14 protein-coding genes are annotated in these 15,053 nt (G+C 48.5%); 3 read left to right on the forward strand and 11 right to left on the reverse strand.

Annotation, left to right across the window (positions count from 1 at the left end; translation table 11 throughout):
• Positions 1-29 precede the first annotated feature (29 nt).
• Genes ripA through ripC form a run of 3 tightly spaced genes read right to left on the reverse strand, consistent with a single transcriptional unit; the run spans position 30 to position 2,773 of the window.
• Entirely contained in the window at positions 30-1,355 is a 1,326-nt protein-coding gene (gene ripA / locus N7E69_RS04680) for an itaconate CoA-transferase RipA/Ict (protein WP_000982337.1), read from the reverse strand.
• A 24-nt stretch (positions 1,356-1,379) separates the two neighbouring features.
• A complete protein-coding gene (gene ripB / locus N7E69_RS04685) occupies positions 1,380-1,907 on the reverse strand; it encodes a (R)-specific enoyl-CoA hydratase RipB/Ich (protein WP_001094307.1) in 528 nt (175 codons plus the stop codon).
• A gap of 23 nt (positions 1,908-1,930) precedes the next feature.
• The gene (ripC, locus tag N7E69_RS04690; RefSeq protein WP_001112897.1) at positions 1,931-2,773 is read right to left on the reverse strand and encodes an itaconate degradation C-C-lyase RipC; all 843 of its coding nucleotides are present in this window, start codon (positions 2,771-2,773) and stop codon (positions 1,931-1,933) included.
• Positions 2,774-2,864: 91 nt separating this feature from the next.
• On the opposite strand from ripC, the gene ripR reads away from it, so the two are divergent.
• Positions 2,865-3,743, forward strand: coding sequence for an itaconate degradation transcriptional regulator RipR (ripR, locus tag N7E69_RS04695; RefSeq protein WP_000423170.1), 879 nt, complete (start codon positions 2,865-2,867; stop codon positions 3,741-3,743).
• A 47-nt stretch (positions 3,744-3,790) separates the two neighbouring features.
• On the opposite strand, the gene N7E69_RS04700 is transcribed toward ripR, so the two are convergent.
• Positions 3,791-5,530: an arylsulfatase gene (locus tag N7E69_RS04700; RefSeq protein ID WP_000712458.1), complete on the reverse strand. Its 1,740-nt coding sequence runs from the start codon at positions 5,528-5,530 to the stop codon at positions 3,791-3,793.
• Positions 5,531-5,598: 68 nt separating this feature from the next.
• Positions 5,599-6,783 carry an anaerobic sulfatase maturase gene (locus tag N7E69_RS04705; RefSeq protein ID WP_000933436.1) on the reverse strand — a complete coding sequence of 395 codons (1,185 nt, stop codon included), beginning with the start codon at positions 6,781-6,783 and terminating at the stop codon, positions 5,599-5,601.
• Positions 6,784-7,294: 511 nt separating this feature from the next.
• Here N7E69_RS04705 and N7E69_RS04710 point away from each other — a divergent pair.
• Complete coding sequence (locus N7E69_RS04710) at positions 7,295-7,978, forward strand: helix-turn-helix transcriptional regulator (RefSeq protein WP_001275354.1); 684 nt, start codon at positions 7,295-7,297, stop codon at positions 7,976-7,978.
• 104 nt (positions 7,979-8,082) lie between these two features.
• Here N7E69_RS04710 and N7E69_RS04715 read toward each other — a convergent pair whose 3' ends face one another.
• From N7E69_RS04715 to N7E69_RS04730, 4 genes are all read right to left on the reverse strand, one after another.
• Positions 8,083-8,640: a DUF3156 family protein gene (locus N7E69_RS04715; protein WP_000100113.1), complete on the reverse strand. Its 558-nt coding sequence runs from the start codon at positions 8,638-8,640 to the stop codon at positions 8,083-8,085.
• Positions 8,618-10,117, reverse strand: a complete 1,500-nt coding sequence (locus N7E69_RS04720; protein WP_000475954.1) for an APC family permease — start codon at positions 10,115-10,117, stop codon at positions 8,618-8,620. The genes N7E69_RS04715 and N7E69_RS04720 overlap by 23 nt, the downstream gene beginning before the upstream one ends.
• A 208-nt stretch (positions 10,118-10,325) precedes the next feature.
• The gene (locus tag N7E69_RS04725) at positions 10,326-10,700 is read right to left on the reverse strand and encodes a cupin domain-containing protein (RefSeq protein ID WP_000542980.1); all 375 of its coding nucleotides are present in this window, start codon (positions 10,698-10,700) and stop codon (positions 10,326-10,328) included.
• Positions 10,701-10,714: 14 nt separating this feature from the next.
• Positions 10,715-12,016 (reverse strand): NAD(P)/FAD-dependent oxidoreductase, encoded by a 1,302-nt coding sequence (locus N7E69_RS04730; protein WP_001092814.1) that lies wholly within the window; start codon positions 12,014-12,016, stop codon positions 10,715-10,717.
• A 161-nt stretch (positions 12,017-12,177) separates the two neighbouring features.
• Between N7E69_RS04730 and N7E69_RS04735 the strand changes: the two genes are divergently transcribed.
• Positions 12,178-13,662 carry an NAD-dependent phenylacetaldehyde dehydrogenase gene (locus N7E69_RS04735; protein WP_001286385.1) on the forward strand — a complete coding sequence of 495 codons (1,485 nt, stop codon included), beginning with the start codon at positions 12,178-12,180 and terminating at the stop codon, positions 13,660-13,662.
• 135 nt (positions 13,663-13,797) lie between these two features.
• Here the strand turns inward: N7E69_RS04735 and iraD are convergent, their stop codons facing one another.
• Both iraD and N7E69_RS04745 read right to left on the reverse strand, forming a co-directional pair.
• Positions 13,798-14,178, reverse strand: a complete 381-nt coding sequence (gene iraD / locus N7E69_RS04740) for an anti-adapter protein IraD (RefSeq protein ID WP_000988938.1) — start codon at positions 14,176-14,178, stop codon at positions 13,798-13,800.
• Complete coding sequence (locus tag N7E69_RS04745) at positions 14,178-14,663, reverse strand: Hcp family type VI secretion system effector (protein ID WP_000338753.1); 486 nt, start codon at positions 14,661-14,663, stop codon at positions 14,178-14,180. Before N7E69_RS04745 ends, iraD begins: the two co-directional genes overlap by 1 nt.
• Positions 14,664-15,053: the final 390 nt, after the last annotated feature.

Genomic DNA, 15,053 nt, shown 5'->3' on the forward strand with positions numbered 1-15,053 from the left:
CTACATTAAAAAATAGCATTAACCTACTTTTAAATCAGATGCATTTTTTTTGCATCTACTCTAAGTTGCTGCCGAAAATTGGGATGTGCCAATTCAATGATGCTGAGCGCACGCTCGGTTGAAGAGAGCCCCTTCAGGTTTACGGAGCCAAATTCAGTGACTATCCAGTGCGTATCCGTTCGTGGGGTTGTTACAGGCCCCTCAAGGCGGGGAACAATACGAGAAATCGTATCATTCGCGGCCGTTGAGCGGGTCGTAATAATGGAACGACCTCCTTTAGATGCATATGCGCCTCTGACAAAATCCAATTGCCCTCCTGAAGCGCTGTACTGGTGTCCAAGCAAATATTCAGAGTTACAGGCACCAGTGAGATCGATTTGTAAGGTAGCGTTAATGGAGACAACATTCTCATTTTGCGCAATGATCCCCGGATCGTTAACATAATCGACAGGCCGACTAAAAAAAGAGGGGTTGTCGTTGAGATAGTCATACATATCCTTTTGTCCCATAGCAAAAGTAAATACAGACATTCCCCGGTCGATATTTTTACGCTGATTGGTAACGACGCCTTGTTGAATCAAACTTACCAACCCCGGATTCAGCGCCTCTGTATGGACCCCCAGATCATTATGTTCCTTGAGCGCATTACAGATGAGCTCCGGTAATGCGCCGACCCCCATCTGGAGACAAGCGCCATCTGGCACAAGAGAAGCGATAATCTGACTGATAGCAATATCTTCGGCTACGGCAGTACGTATTGGTAGTTCAATTAAAGGGACATGGTTTTCAACAATGGCGTCAATTTCTGAAATATGGATTGCAGCACCTTCTCCATGAACGCGTGGCATATATTTGTTAACTTCGACAATAAGCTTTTTAGCTGTCCTCGCAATCCGGGTGGAATAATCGTTTCCAGTTCCAAAATTAAAATAGCCATACTTATCCATAGGGGACACGGTGTGAATAAAGGTATCAATACCAATATCATCAGCCAGTAATCGCGTCGCCTGATGAAAATTTGAAGGTACATAGTTAACTATTTTTCGCCCGGAACTCTCAATCCCCTGACGTATTAAAGCCCGTTCAATACCGGTAATAAACATACTGTAGAGATGAATATAGTCACTTAGCTCATAACGGAAAATAGTGTTCCCGGCAATGCTGGCTGTTTCATAACAGTAAACCCGCAGATCGTTGATTTCTCCCCTTTTCGCTCGCTTTGCCAGCGCATTCAGCAAAGCTGGAGGCTCTGCTGCAAACATTCCCATAGAGAGGTGACTGCCGGAGGTAATTAAAGTAACCGCCTCGTCAGGCGTCACGCATTTTTCGGCATACACTGCATTAACATTCATCATGACTCTAAACCCCAGGGCGATTTCTCAATAAGCGGCGTCTTCTTCAGGCGAACATCCACAGCAATAAACTAACATTGTTCGTTCGAAGCGCATGACCTCTACACCATTCTGGTTAATACCACATGTCCGAACGGTAACGATGCCTTGTCCCGGGCGACTATTTGACAGGCGTTTGCTGAGTACAGTGCTTTCAGCATAAAGTGTATCCCCTGCGAAAACCGGATGGACGGCTTGTACCTTATCCCAGCCAAGATTGGCCACGACCTTGGCGCTGACAGTACGCACGCTCATACCGGTTAAAAGCGCCAGAGTGAACGTTGAATCAACCAGTAACTTTTTCCATTCCGTTTTGCTGGCGTAAGCCGCATCGAAATGGACCGGCTGCACATTGAGAGTGAGCAGGGTAAACCACACATTATCGGCGTCCAGAACCGTCCGGCCGGGACGATGTTCAAAAACATCACCGGGATGAAAATCCTCCCAGTAAAGACCCGAAATTTCTCGGTAGCGCCCCTCGCTAATGGTTTTATAAGCGGGTAATAACGTGTTCATAATCAATTCCTCTGTTAATAAAATCAGGAAAAGATCCCTGCCCGGGCGAGTAATCTCCGGGCCTGACGGGCAACGGCTGCATCTATCATCATGCCGCTAACGATCCCGACGCCTTTGGCATTCTCTGTCAGTACTGCACGAGCATGATTAATTTCTGCCGTTGTAGGAGTAAATGCGGCGTTGATTACACTAATCTGAGCGGGGTGAATAGCCGATTTTGCAGAAAAACCAAAACTGAGCGCCTGCAGCGTTTCCTCTTTCAGACCTGAAAAATCGCCTATATCAAAGAAGGGAGCATCTATTGCAAGAAGCCCTTTCATAGCGCAGGCAGCCACTATTCTGGCCCGCGCCAGCGCAAGAGGCTCCCAGGCGGGTGTGGCGCCAATGTCAGCCGCCATATCTGCGGCGCCAAACATCAACCCGCAGAGTCTGGGGGTGGCGTCCGCAATAGACTCTACGGCATTAAGTCCGACAACTGACTCAATAATGCCAATAAGGCGAGTATCAGAACCAGCCATCATGATAAGACTATCCACGATTTGCAGGTGCGCGGCTGACTCTGTTTTTGGAAGAATAATGTAATCAGGAAAAAAACGGCATTCCAGTAACATATGCAGGTCTTCAATGCCAGCATGAGTATTCATTCCATTAATTCTTAATGCTATTTTCAGCGATGAGTTTGGTCGGGATGAAAGGAACTGCATCGCAATTTTCCGGGCCTGCGCCTTGTCATTCGGGGTGACGGAATCTTCAAGATCGATAATAGAAATGTCCGCCGCACTTTCAACTGCTTTTATGAAGCGTTCTGGTCGAATTGCTGGGGTAAAAAGCCAGCTACGTGTCGGTGTATGAGAAATATCGGGCATATTGCACCTCCTGTTAACCTCACTATGCGCTCGCTGGTTTCATTCTTCCAATATATGATGGTGCCATTCTTAATTGCTTTTGGAGATGAGGATGGAACTGCGCCATATTCGCTATTTTCTCGCCGTCGCTGAAGAGCGGCATTTCACGCGGGCTGCGACAAAATTAGGCATAGGTCAGCCGCCGCTAAGCCAACAGATTAAGGATCTGGAAAGAGAGCTGGGAGCGCAGCTATTCCGGAGAGTGCCTCATGGCGCGGAATTAACCGAGGCTGGAAAAGCATTTTATGATGTTGTTAAAGGGATGCCTGCTACCGCGACAAGAGCCGTGCTGGCGGCGCAGCGTGTCGCCAGGGGGGAGTCGGGCGTGTTAAGGGTGGGTTTTACTGCCTCTGCGGCATTTAACAGTGTGGTGCCCGGCGCAATCCGTACTTTCAAGCGGGCTTATCCTGACGTTCGTTTGCAGCTTGAGGAAGGAAATACAACCCAACTGGCTGATGAATTGAATGAAGGATCGCTGGATGTTGCCTTTCTGAGACCCGGTTTTACAGGCAATGAACGGTTCCAGCTCAGGTTACTGTCTGAAGAGCCAATGGTTATTGTGCTGGCAGAAACGCATCCTGCTGCGGCGTGTAAACAGATTGCACTCTCGATTCTCAAAGATGAGTTTTTTTTACTCTTCCCACGTGAAATCGGCCTGTCGCTTTATGACGCAGTGATCAAGGCCTGCGGTAAAGCGGGCTTTGAACCGAAAATTGGTCAACTCGTGCCGCAAATTTCGTCAGTCATTAACCTTGTGTCGGCAGAGATGGGCGTGTCGATGGTTCCAGATTCAATGAGACAGGTTAATGTCAAGGGAGTAGTATACCGCCCCGTTGCAGACCAGATGCCCGTCGCAAAGCTGGCTCTGGCATACCGGCGCGGCGATACATCGCCAACGCTGAGAAACTTCATCCTGAAAGTCACTGGCTGAATGCGGTTATGTGAGCGTTGAATAATCATTTGAAACGTAACCAATAATTATTGGTCCGATTTTGTGTCTAAAGGAATCGCTAACGGAGCAGGAACTGGCTGCAATGTCTGTGGATCGACAGCCAGATAACGCCCGGTTTTACTGTCGATACCCACATAATCGATAAGCTTGCCTTTGGCATAAAGCACCATTGTCTGTTTTGCAAATGCCTCATATGCACTGCTCAGTATTTTCACTTTATCCACATAATCTGCTGCGAGATTATGCGTTTCCAGGGGGTCACGTTGCAGGTTGAATAATTCCCATGGAGCATTACCCGCCTGTGGGAATACTGTGACAAGACGACGCAATTTCCATTCCCCATCTATCCAGGCCGCCTGATTATGGAGTTCAACACCATATTGTGTGCGAGGCGCGTGCAGACTTTCACCGGTCAGATAGCGTTTAAAACTCACGCCGATCATTGGCAGTGTCGGTCTTTCAGATAATGATTTACTGGCATCAATACCTGCAAATTCATAGAGCGTGGGCGCAACATCATACGCCGCCATCGTGGCGTTATCTATGGCGCCATGATGGATGATACCAGGACCGGAAATCATAAAACTGGTATTAATTCCCCCCTGACCGCTGGTCGTTTTGTGATAGCGACCATAAGGCGCATTGCTGACATCAGCCCAGTGGGGGCCATAAGAGATAAATGAATTTTTACGACCAATATTTTCGTAACGATTATCGAATTGCTTCCAAAAATCCGGTTCAGATTCATAGTGAAAGCCCTCCGCCGGATTCACACCATTATCACTTAAGAAGACCAGAATCGTGTTTTTATCGCGCCCGGTCTTTTTTAACGTCTCAATAACGGTGCCGATCTGTGCATCCATATTGGCGATCATAGCAGCGTAAACCTGCATCACCTTCGCCGTATATTTCTGCTGTTCCGGGGTCATCGCCTGCCATTCTTTATCAAGTTCCAGTCCTGGCAGAGGTATGTCATCACGCAGGAAACCCAGTTTCTTCAAACGAGCAATACGCTGACGATAGACGTCTGCATAGCCCTGTTCATACTGACTTTTAAAACGACTAATCCATTCATCCGGCGCCTGCAGAGGATCATGTGGCGCAGTAAAGGCCAACCACGCGAAGATAGGTTGTTCCCGTGGCGTCTCGCTGATCCAGCGATTAATCTGGCTGGCATAGGCTTCGCTGGAGTAAAAACTGGAGGGCAGTGAAATGCGCTGATTGTCACGGGTATAATAGGTATGAAATATCTCCACGGTTCCCAGCGGCACGGCATCATCAAAGTGACTGGCGCCTCCCCCCATCAAGGCGAAAGAATGACGAAAGCCCCGATCTTTTGGCGTCGAGCCTGGCGTAAAACCAAGATGCCATTTACCCGCCATCAGCGTATTGTAACCAGCATCTTTAAAGCGTTCAGCCATGGTCGTCACCCGATCAGTCAGGCGCAATTCATAGCCTTCCTTACCTATGGTATTTTCATACCACCACATACCGCCTATACCCGCTTGCTGACTGGTGTTCCCGGTTAATAGCATCGCACGGGCGGGAGCAGACATGGGAGACGTGTAATATTGACTCATCCGCACGCCGTTCTCAGCCATCGCCTGCAAATTAGGCGTTGGGATTTCCCCACCGAAGGGAGTGATATCAGAATATCCCATATCATCAGCGATAATCACGATAATATCAGGACGTTCGTTTTGCGTACTGTGTGCCGTACCGGAGAAGATAATGCTGAGTGTGGCAAGTGTTACTTCTTTTTTCACGGCTTATTCTCCATTTCAGACTACGGATGTTGTACAAGAGCGGCAGGCAAATGCGGCAAGAGGGACCATCAGCCCGAAAATCTGCCCATAACGTCAGCACACCAGGCCTTCAGTCCATTCAGATTCCGGGGCCAGGCGCGTAGCGGAGCCAGAATCTCCGTGAAAAAAGAGTAATAGCCGCTACAAAGTCGGTTGTAGCCGGCACTGTTGATATGTGCGGGGCAGCCTCCCTGGCAGACTATTTTCACAGAACACCGTTGACACTCCCGGCGCTGGCTTTTCTTAATACCAAAGGGAAGCCGGGTTGCGGAATCTACGGCTGGCGCTAACGTATTATTAGAAAGCTGTCCCAGGTAATGCTGGCTATTAATCAGATGATCGCAGGCATAGAGTTTGCCGTCCGGCTCCATGACCAGATTCGTGCCGCAGCGGGCGGAATGGACACAGGTGGCGCTGATATGCGTAAAATATTGTGCCCATGCCTGTTCAATGTTGATCACAAAAACCCGTCCCATATCACCGCGTTTGCGCCATTGACGCCAGATATCAATCATGAAACGTCCCCAGTTATCCGCACTCAATTGGTAACGTTGCTGTAGGGCGTTGCCTTCGTCCATCAGTGGCTGAAATTGCAGATAACGAGCGCCAAGGCTAACAACATGATCGTAGATGGCTGCCGCATGGCAAGCCATGTCATCATGCACGACAATCAGTACATTAAAATCGACTCGATAGTGTTGTAACAATGTGATTCCCCGCAACACCGCCGGATAGCTGGCCTCGCCGCGTTTGCCCGGACGATGATGATTTTGCAAGTCTTCACTGCCCTCAAGACTGATGCCAATAGTAAAATTATTGTCGCGAAACAGACGGCACCAGGCATCGTTTAACAACGTCGCATTCGTTTGCAGACTATTACTGATCGTCACGCCGTCAGGCGCATATCGTTGTTGAAGCGCTATTACCTTTTTATAAAAACCGATTCCGGCTAAAAGCGGTTCACCGCCTTGCCAGACAAAATTAATTTCACGCGCACTGGCAGGTTGCGCCGCAATATAGCGACAAATAAAAACCTCCAGCGTTGATTCATTCATTTTTTCTACGGGCGTTTCGCCCTGTGGGTAATAACAATAGCGGCAGGCCAGATTACATGCAGGGCCTATGGGTTTTGCCAATATATGAAAGGGTATCTGCGCGCGATATTCCGTCATTACGGGGATTTGTTGTTGCCGTAATGTGTTGAGATTCAACATTATTCTGTCCTGTAATTATCATTTCTGATGCGGAGACATGACTCACATTTCGCAATAGCGTTCGTCTGGCGCTGCGGGCAGAATGCCGAGAGCAGGCTGTATCTATTGATACGCCGGTTTTCTGCATAGCGCATGACGCTATTGAAATGTTATTTAGCAAATCCTGTCTGAGCCAGAAATTAAGTCTCTGTTAACGTGCGCTATTACAGAAAATCATAGAACAGGCGTCTCAAAAGAATATCGTCCTGAAGGACGAGAACTCACGGCATTTTCAGGAGATGAGTCAACCGCGACAGAAAAAATTATATTAATAATTTTAAATTATTTTTTAGAATAACCAGACAGGATTTAAATTAAAATCATTTATTTTCAATATGTTATAAAAAATACCGCAACATACGTCACATTATTAACATGTGAATGATTGTGTTAACCGAATGTAAATTGTATGTTTCAACATACCACTATTTTACTGCGCCCCGACGCGCTCATCCGGATGGAAGGAGATAACATGTCAGCCTTATCAACTACTGGCCATAATGACGGGATCACTCTCCATTGCTTACAGAGCATTGCGCAACTCATTCCTCTGTCGTCGGCGGTTTTTTATCGTGTTAATGCTTATTTAAAGCCGGAAGCCTATGTTTTACATAATATTTCTAATAGCACACACCAACAATATCTGGAGCATTTTCAACCATTAGACCCGCTATCGCCTTCCCGATTCGGCCAACAGGTTATTACAGTAGCGACGATGACGCCCGGCATCTGTGCTCGTCATCGCCATTATTATCATGAATTTATGCTACCTAATCATGTGTGCGACATGATTGAGATCTTTATTCGTCGGGGCCATCGTATTATCGCGGGCATTTCATTAATGCGCGATATACCTTTTTCCAGCGAAGAGCGTTTGCGAGCCCAGGCAGTACAACCATTACTGGGACTGGCAATTCATGATTCTCTTCAGGAAGACAACGATCTGGCGTCAATATTGACCGCCAAAGAGCGTGAAATTGTGGGAATGGTCTGCGAAGGGGCCAGCAACAAATTGATTGCCCGTCAGTTGAATATTTCTCTCTCAACAGTGAAAACGCATTTACGTAATATTTTTGCTAAAACAGAAGTGATAAATCGCACGGAACTGGTTTCCCGAACCAGAATGTCCTCGGTACAACATTCACTGAATATGTGAAAGCGTTCTTTTTAACCCGCGTCAATTGCGGGTCTTTTCCCCATATGTCATATATGCCTGAATTAATACCACCCTCTGAGCTGATGCCGCAATAAAATGTCATATTATCTGGCGTCGGTATCCTGTTGCAGCCATTGATTCATGGCCTGATTGATCATATTTATCACACTAAGCAGAAGAACACGCTGGTGCCGCTCAAGCCGCAGATAACGGCGCAGCGGCGGCATTTTACAAACCACTTCGCTAGCAGGCCATAGCTCAATGCTGCAATACCATTCCTTATGATGTAAAACCAGCGTGAACCGACGATAATCCAGTTCACTCAGAGCCTGTTGTAAATTGGGGAAACGATTAAGATAGTTAATCAGCCCGGCGGTACTTTTGCTGCCAGTAAAAATGACGGGATAACGTTTCAGCCATCCGGGCTGATGAACGCGAATTTTGCCCTGCAAAGGATAATTGATTGTGCCTTTCACCCTGAATTCACAACTGTGAATACTGGCCATGAATAACCGTTTTTGCTGAACATGGCAGATAACCTGGGTAAATGCATTCAGATACAGCACGGCGCTATGTTCGGTCAATTTTTCACAACGCCAGCCGCTCAAATCACGTAACACCATGTTCATTAATGTGCTCTTAAACCAGGGGACGGAGGACATCTGGCGTCATCTCTTCATTGTTTCGCTTTTCATAATTGCCCATAGCCCGTTCCACGACCTCTTCTACCGGAAGCGGGAGGAAAGGATTAACCCGTTGCACACATAATGTCCAGAATAAGGCATAGGCGGCAGTCAATCCAAGCATAATACCGAATGGTATAAGTACATCCCGACTGTTCATTCCTGGAGGCGCGATATTAATAATGGCGATAATAATACCCACGCTCGAAATAATCTGAGGTAAGGGAAACCAGGGGGCCCGGTAAGCGCGTGGTAAATCGGGGCGCCGAATACGTAAGATAACGACCGATAACGTTACCAGCAGATAAGCTACTCCCCAGGCGCAGACCGCAGCGAGGATCAGCGGAACAATGTGGTCGATATCACCGTTCAGATACCAGGCATGTAAACAGGGAATCGCAACACCGAATGCGATGGCGATGACCGGTGTTTTAAAGCGGGGGTGCAACCAGGTCAGAAACCGCGGCAAAGCGCCGTCCAGCGCCATGCCGTATATCATACGCGGTACTGCCGCCATTAGCGTATTAATCGTCGCACATCCCGCTAACAACAACCCCACGCCCAGCCAGTATTGCCCGACATGTCCCATGACACGATTGGCAAAGGCGGGAATAGCCATCGGCGTATCCAGTAAAAAGATATGGTTTGCCGCATCGACCACCACATTATTTACCTGCCGGTTAATCGCAGCGCCATAGAGGAACATACAACCTGCCACCGCTAAAAGGCCAAGCGCCATCGCTCTGGGAATCGTACGATGCGCTTTTTTAATTTCCGGCGCCATTGGCGTGACCAGTTCACAACCGACGAACATAAACATCGCCATGCCAATATAACCAAACAGACCAGAAAGATTACTGACATCAAGCGGTGCGCCAAACCACCCGGAATGATGAGTGACCGGGGATAACAGGATCCCGCATAAACCGAAGATGGTCAGGGTAGTCCACATACCGAATGTAAGAAACACTTCCACCTTGCCAAATACTTCAACACCAATGGCATTCAGTATCCCGAAAACCACTACCATGCCGACGCCAACCATCCAGGTATTGTGCTGCATGGCCACGTGTTCGCTAACAGACTCAAAGTTCACCAGCGCCATGACGCCAGCGAGAATCGTTTCTGCCGTGCCGGCAAAAATGTGTACGATCAGGTAAGCGCAAAGCGCACCGGTGATAGCGAAAAAACGCCCCATCCCGCAGGAGATATAGTCGTAGACGGAGCCAGTCGTGGGAATGAGCGTTGCCGCTTCGGCAAAGGTGGTAATCTGCGCTTGCATCATAATAAATGCCAGTAATACCGCAAGGGCAAAGGTATCTCCCCCTGAGCCAAAACCACTGGTCACGGTCAGGATCACCGGGCTTGCCATAATCAGCCCGACGGAGCTGGCAAGCGTCGTGGGGAAACCAATAACGCCACGTTCAAGATGGCTGGCAAGTCTGTTTTTAAACATGGTCAACCTCTTCACTATTATTACAACAATAAATTACCGCTCCGGAATAACGCTTATTTATGGCAGGCACCGTATCTAACAGGTATCGTCCTGAAGAGGGATAACGGTAAATAACGTTGTGACGCCGTCCCCGCATGCGCTAATAGCAAGTGGGGAGCGCGTTATTCTCCCCAGTGATGCCAACGCTACTGACGAACAATTAAAGGATTCAACCCTGTTTGTGGCTTTCAACGTTTGCCAGATAATGTTTTACAAAACGGGGCGTTAAAACTTTCCATGCCACTTCGGTTCCCTGTTCAACAAACCAACTATCGCCCGGTGAAAAACGTATCGGTTCCTGACCCGCGACAGTGAGTTCCACTTCCCCTTCCAGCACGGTTGCGTGCTCGGTAAAGGGATAAATCATCGTGAAACCGCCGCGGGTCGATGAAAACAGTCCACAGGTAAATACGTCCTCAGGTTTACCGTAAATCATCGCAACGGCGACCTGGGGATCGCCTTCTGTTGGCAACGCCCCCAACAGGCTGACACTCCCGATTGGCTGTAATTCAGGAACAGGTTGATTGAGTTTAAAAGCGTGCATTAATGTTCTCCTGGTTAATTCCGGCCTTTCCAGAAACCGGCTGTTTGATGTATCAGTTTTCCCGCACTGACCAGCAATAGACGTAGACTGTCGCGACCATAAATTGTCGCGTGGGGAATGCTACTCATCAGACGATACCGCTCGGAACCGCCATTTATTCCTTCGGCCAGGATTTTGCATACAATATGGGAAGGCGTGACGCCAAATCCGGAATAACCCTGAACATAAAAAACATTATTGTGTTCACGAAGCGTGCCAATCTGCGGAAACAGATTCGCGCTACAGGCCATCGGTCCGCCCCAGGCAAAATCGATTTTAACGTCTTTCAAATAAGGGAAGACCTCCGTCAACAGAGTGCGGTTCCAGGCAGCAAAATCGTGCGGGGTATATTCAAGAAACCTTGTGGCGCTGCCAAACAGCAGACGGTTTTCTTTTGTGAGACGGTAGTAATTTATCACCGGGCGGATATCGCTAAAAGCCCCGCGCAAGGGACTGATCCGCTCAACAAGCTCGCTGGAGAGAGGTTCTGTAGAGACCTGATAAGAATAAGTAACCAGCGTTTTCTTATAAATTTCTGGTTCCAGATTATTGAGAAAACTATCACAGGCCCACAGCAATTTGGCTGCTTTTACGCTGCCCATCGCAGTACGTACCCGCACAGTTTTACCGTAACTGACCTCAACCACAGGTGAATATTCGAATATCTTCACCCCCAGCGAATTCGCAGCCTGAGCGGAGCCCAGCAATAAATTCAGCGAGTGGACATGCCCTCCCCCCATATGCTTGAGAACACCGCAGTAGACGTCGGAACCAATAACCTGCTGCACGTCTTTACCGGTATAGAGTTCAATATCATCTTCCGGCGTAGCAGCTTTGAATTCTTTTTCCCATTGTTGCAGCGTTTTTAACTGCCGCTGGTTGTAGGCCAGATAACCATATCCGGGGACAAAATCAGCATCAATATGGTATTTACGAATTCGCTCCCGAATAATACCTGCGCCGAGGTTCGAGATTTTAAACAGCGTCTCCATTCCCGCTGCGCCTACATATTTTTTAACGGCTTCGATGTCGTGACCTATACCGGCCATCACCTGACCGCCGTTTCGCCCGGTGCCGCCATACCCAAGATGGCGGGCTTCCAGAACGACAACATTAGTGATCCCCTGCTCCGCCAGTTCCAGCGCGGTATTGATGCCTGAAAAGCCACCGCCAATGATCACCACATCGGCATCAATATCGTCTTGCAGAGCAGGAAAATGCAACGGGTATTTTTTCGTCGCGCCGTAGTAATTCAACGCATCGATTTTTGTATTCATCGCGTTACCTTGTCATCACGCTTGACTAAGACCGCTATCACAGCACGGTAACGTTTTACAAAATATCGTCCGGAAGAATGACGTTCTTTGGAACGATATTCAGTTCCAGGCAAGTATGTTGAGATGGAAAAACGTACATTCCTGACCTACAGGCACTTCTGATGAGCGACGTGACATTACTTGCCGAAGTAACGACTTTTTTACGCCAACGACACGGACAATTTATTGCAGGTGAACGTCAGGCCGGAAACGGCACGAACTTCTCGGTCACTAACCCAGCCACCGGCAAAATCATCGCCGACGTTGTGTCGGCAACCCCTGCGCAGGCAGAAGAGGCCATGCAGAGCGCCAGACGGGCGTTTGATGTCTGGCGTAAAATGCCAACGTTACAACGCGGCGCATTACTGCTGAAACTGGCTGATACTCTTGCCGCTCATCGTGAAGAGTTAGCTCAACTGGAAAGCGTCTGTTCAGGTAAAACGATTATGCTGTCGCGCGGTCTTGAACTCGATCAGTCAGTGGCCTTCCTGCGTTACTTTGCCGGTTGGGCAGGAAAAATAACCGGTGAAACGCTGAATGTCTCCCTGCCATCAATGGGAGAAGAGAGATACACCGCGTTTACCCAACGCCAACCCATTGGGGTGGTCGTCGGTATTGTGCCGTGGAATTTCTCCATTATGATTGCTATCTGGAAGCTGGCCGCAGCGCTGGTATGTGGCTGCACCATCGTCATTAAACCAAGTGAATATACCCCGCTGACACTGCTGCGAGTCGCTGAACTGGCTAAAGAGGCAGGTTTCCCTGATGGCGTAATTAACGTGGTAAACGGTGCTGGCGGTGAGATAGCGCAACAGCTGATCGCGCATCCAGATTGCGCCAAAGTGAGTTTCACCGGGTCAGTCGCGACAGGTGAGAAAGTCCGGCGTTCGGCAACATCGTCAGGAAAACGCGTTACCCTCGAACTGGGAGGGAAAAATGCGGCGCTGTTTCTCAATGATCTCTCGGCACAAGCCATGGTCAACGGTATTCTTGAAGCCGGTTATCTGAATCAAGGACAGATTTGTGCTGCCGCAGAGCGTTTTTATCTGCCCCAGGAAAAACTGGATACAGTCATGACGCTCCTCAGGCAACGGTTATCGGAGATCGTGCCCGGGTCGCCTTTAGATGAAAAAACTGTGATGGGCCCGCTGGCGAATCAGGTTCAGCTTGAAAAAGTGCTGCGTCTGATTCAACGCGCACGGGAAGAAGGGGATACCATTGTTTACGGCGGTGAAACTTTACCCGGCGAAGGGTACTTTTTACAGCCGACGGCGGTAAAAGTGCGTAGTAAAAACAGTACGCTGATGCACGAGGAGACCTTTGGCCCTGTCTGTAGCTTTATCGGTTATCAGAATGAAAAAGAGGCGCTTTCGCATATCAACGCTTCGCCATTCGGCCTTGCTGCAAGTGTGTGGTCGGAAAATATGTCTAAGGCATTACGCTACGCTGAAGATATTGATGCTGGCATGGTGTGGGTCAATATGCATACCTTCCTCGATCCCGCGGTACCCTTTGGAGGGATGAAAGGATCGGGTAGTGGTCGTGAATTTGGCAGCGCGTTTATTGATGACTATACCGAACTTAAATCTGTCATGGTCCGTTATTAACCATCCTGAAAATGATGCAGGCAGATCAACCATACCGAAAGGTGGACTGTCTGCCTGATTATCAGGTTCGCTCGCTGCGTTTTTTTGCTTTTGGGATAATGTTAAACGCCCGGCCCGGCGTTCCTTCCTGCATTACTAGCGCCATCTACCGTTAGAGTAGGCTATCTCCAGCCTTAACGGTTCAGACTCATCCTGTAACATCGCTTCCAAAGACAACGCCAGCGTCTGATGATGGGCATCTTTTACACTGACTTTCAGCATGTTGATGCTCGGTTCATAACGTAAAATAGCAGCGCGAAGCTCACGGCAAAACCAGTTGAGAACCCGTTTGTCACCCACATTCACCTCGTGCCATTCCGGCATACCCCGAGTGAGCAGCGGCGGTAATGTCTCGCCACCTGGCACGGCGCAAGAGTTGAATAAACACATTAACTTGCGTCGTACCAATTCATGTGGGCTTATCCCCTCAACCAAGAGCCTGTCGAATAGCGCGACCGGAATGGTTGGCGTCATCATCATTTCCCTATCTGGTCCATCGCCAGATCCCATACTGACGTTCTGGACTCCTGCTGAGCGCCGTCTGATTTCTCGGCAGTGATTTGCCATTCGATTTTCGTGAAGTTCAGCGACATCGTTTCCACCGGCTTACCGCCGGCGCCGCCGCTAACACTGAGTTGTGATATCAGCACGTTTGTCAGGGTATAAACGATAAGCGACCGCATTTTGCCGTCGTCATTGCGGCACAACGTCAGCACCGCGGTTCTAATTAGCCTCCCGCTACAGCAGTACTCATTGAGCACAGGCGTGGCGAGGTCGACAAATTTGGTGAGCGACATTTCACCAACATGCGCGCGCCCGGAAGTCCGCTCAGTGAGGCTAACATCGTTATTTACCTGCATTGCCACATTGTGGCTATAAGACATGATCTCTATCTGATCTTCAAAGCCTTCAACCTGGCTTTCGCCTTTGATATTGTCGAGCTTTAAAAAAATCGCATCCATGATTTATCTCCTTGTTGATCAGGTGGCAGTTCAGCAGCCAGACGAATACCGGCGGCCAGCGCTTGTGACTCTTATTAAAAGCGCAACGACCAAAAAACACAGCGTGAAAAGCGCCAGGTTTGCAGGGATTTTGCCGACGTTTACCCACGTCTGATGAACGTTATTCCGCTGGTTGCAAAGCAATAGAGGGTTTTGGCCCGCTGTGGCCAAATACAATTGAGGTTATACTGAACGCTCTCTGCCATATTCAATCCCTTTTATCGCAAAGTATCCCTGGTGCCGGTATCACAGCGTCGTTATTCAAAAATTGACATTTCAGAATAATAATCAGCTATATATAAAAAACACATCAAAAAGCAAATATCAACTTAATTTTTACTTATTTAATAA

The sequence above is a fragment of the Salmonella sp. 3C genome (assembly GCF_025426275.1).
GTDB classification, from domain to species: Bacteria; Pseudomonadota; Gammaproteobacteria; order Enterobacterales; family Enterobacteriaceae; genus Salmonella; species Salmonella enterica.

Excerpts from the sequence above, each read along its gene's own strand:
- ripA (WP_000982337.1), bottom strand. The coding sequence starts at position 1,355 with ATGATGAATGTTAATGCAGTGTATGCCGAAAAATGCGTGACGCCTGAC.
- ripB (WP_001094307.1), bottom strand. The coding sequence starts at position 1,907 with ATGAACACGTTATTACCCGCTTATAAAACCATTAGCGAGGGGCGCTAC.
- ripC (WP_001112897.1), bottom strand. The coding sequence starts at position 2,773 with ATGCCCGATATTTCTCATACACCGACACGTAGCTGGCTTTTTACCCCA.
- ripR (WP_000423170.1), top strand. The coding sequence starts at position 2,865 with ATGGAACTGCGCCATATTCGCTATTTTCTCGCCGTCGCTGAAGAGCGG.
- N7E69_RS04705 (WP_000933436.1), bottom strand. The coding sequence starts at position 6,783 with ATGTTGAATCTCAACACATTACGGCAACAACAAATCCCCGTAATGACG.
- N7E69_RS04710 (WP_001275354.1), top strand. The coding sequence starts at position 7,295 with ATGTCAGCCTTATCAACTACTGGCCATAATGACGGGATCACTCTCCAT.
- N7E69_RS04715 (WP_000100113.1), bottom strand. The coding sequence starts at position 8,640 with ATGTCCTCCGTCCCCTGGTTTAAGAGCACATTAATGAACATGGTGTTA.
- N7E69_RS04720 (WP_000475954.1), bottom strand. The coding sequence starts at position 10,117 with ATGTTTAAAAACAGACTTGCCAGCCATCTTGAACGTGGCGTTATTGGT.
- N7E69_RS04725 (WP_000542980.1), bottom strand. The coding sequence starts at position 10,700 with ATGCACGCTTTTAAACTCAATCAACCTGTTCCTGAATTACAGCCAATC.
- N7E69_RS04730 (WP_001092814.1), bottom strand. The coding sequence starts at position 12,016 with ATGAATACAAAAATCGATGCGTTGAATTACTACGGCGCGACGAAAAAA.
- N7E69_RS04735 (WP_001286385.1), top strand. The coding sequence starts at position 12,178 with ATGAGCGACGTGACATTACTTGCCGAAGTAACGACTTTTTTACGCCAA.
- iraD (WP_000988938.1), bottom strand. The coding sequence starts at position 14,178 with ATGATGACGCCAACCATTCCGGTCGCGCTATTCGACAGGCTCTTGGTT.
- N7E69_RS04745 (WP_000338753.1), bottom strand. The coding sequence starts at position 14,663 with ATGGATGCGATTTTTTTAAAGCTCGACAATATCAAAGGCGAAAGCCAG.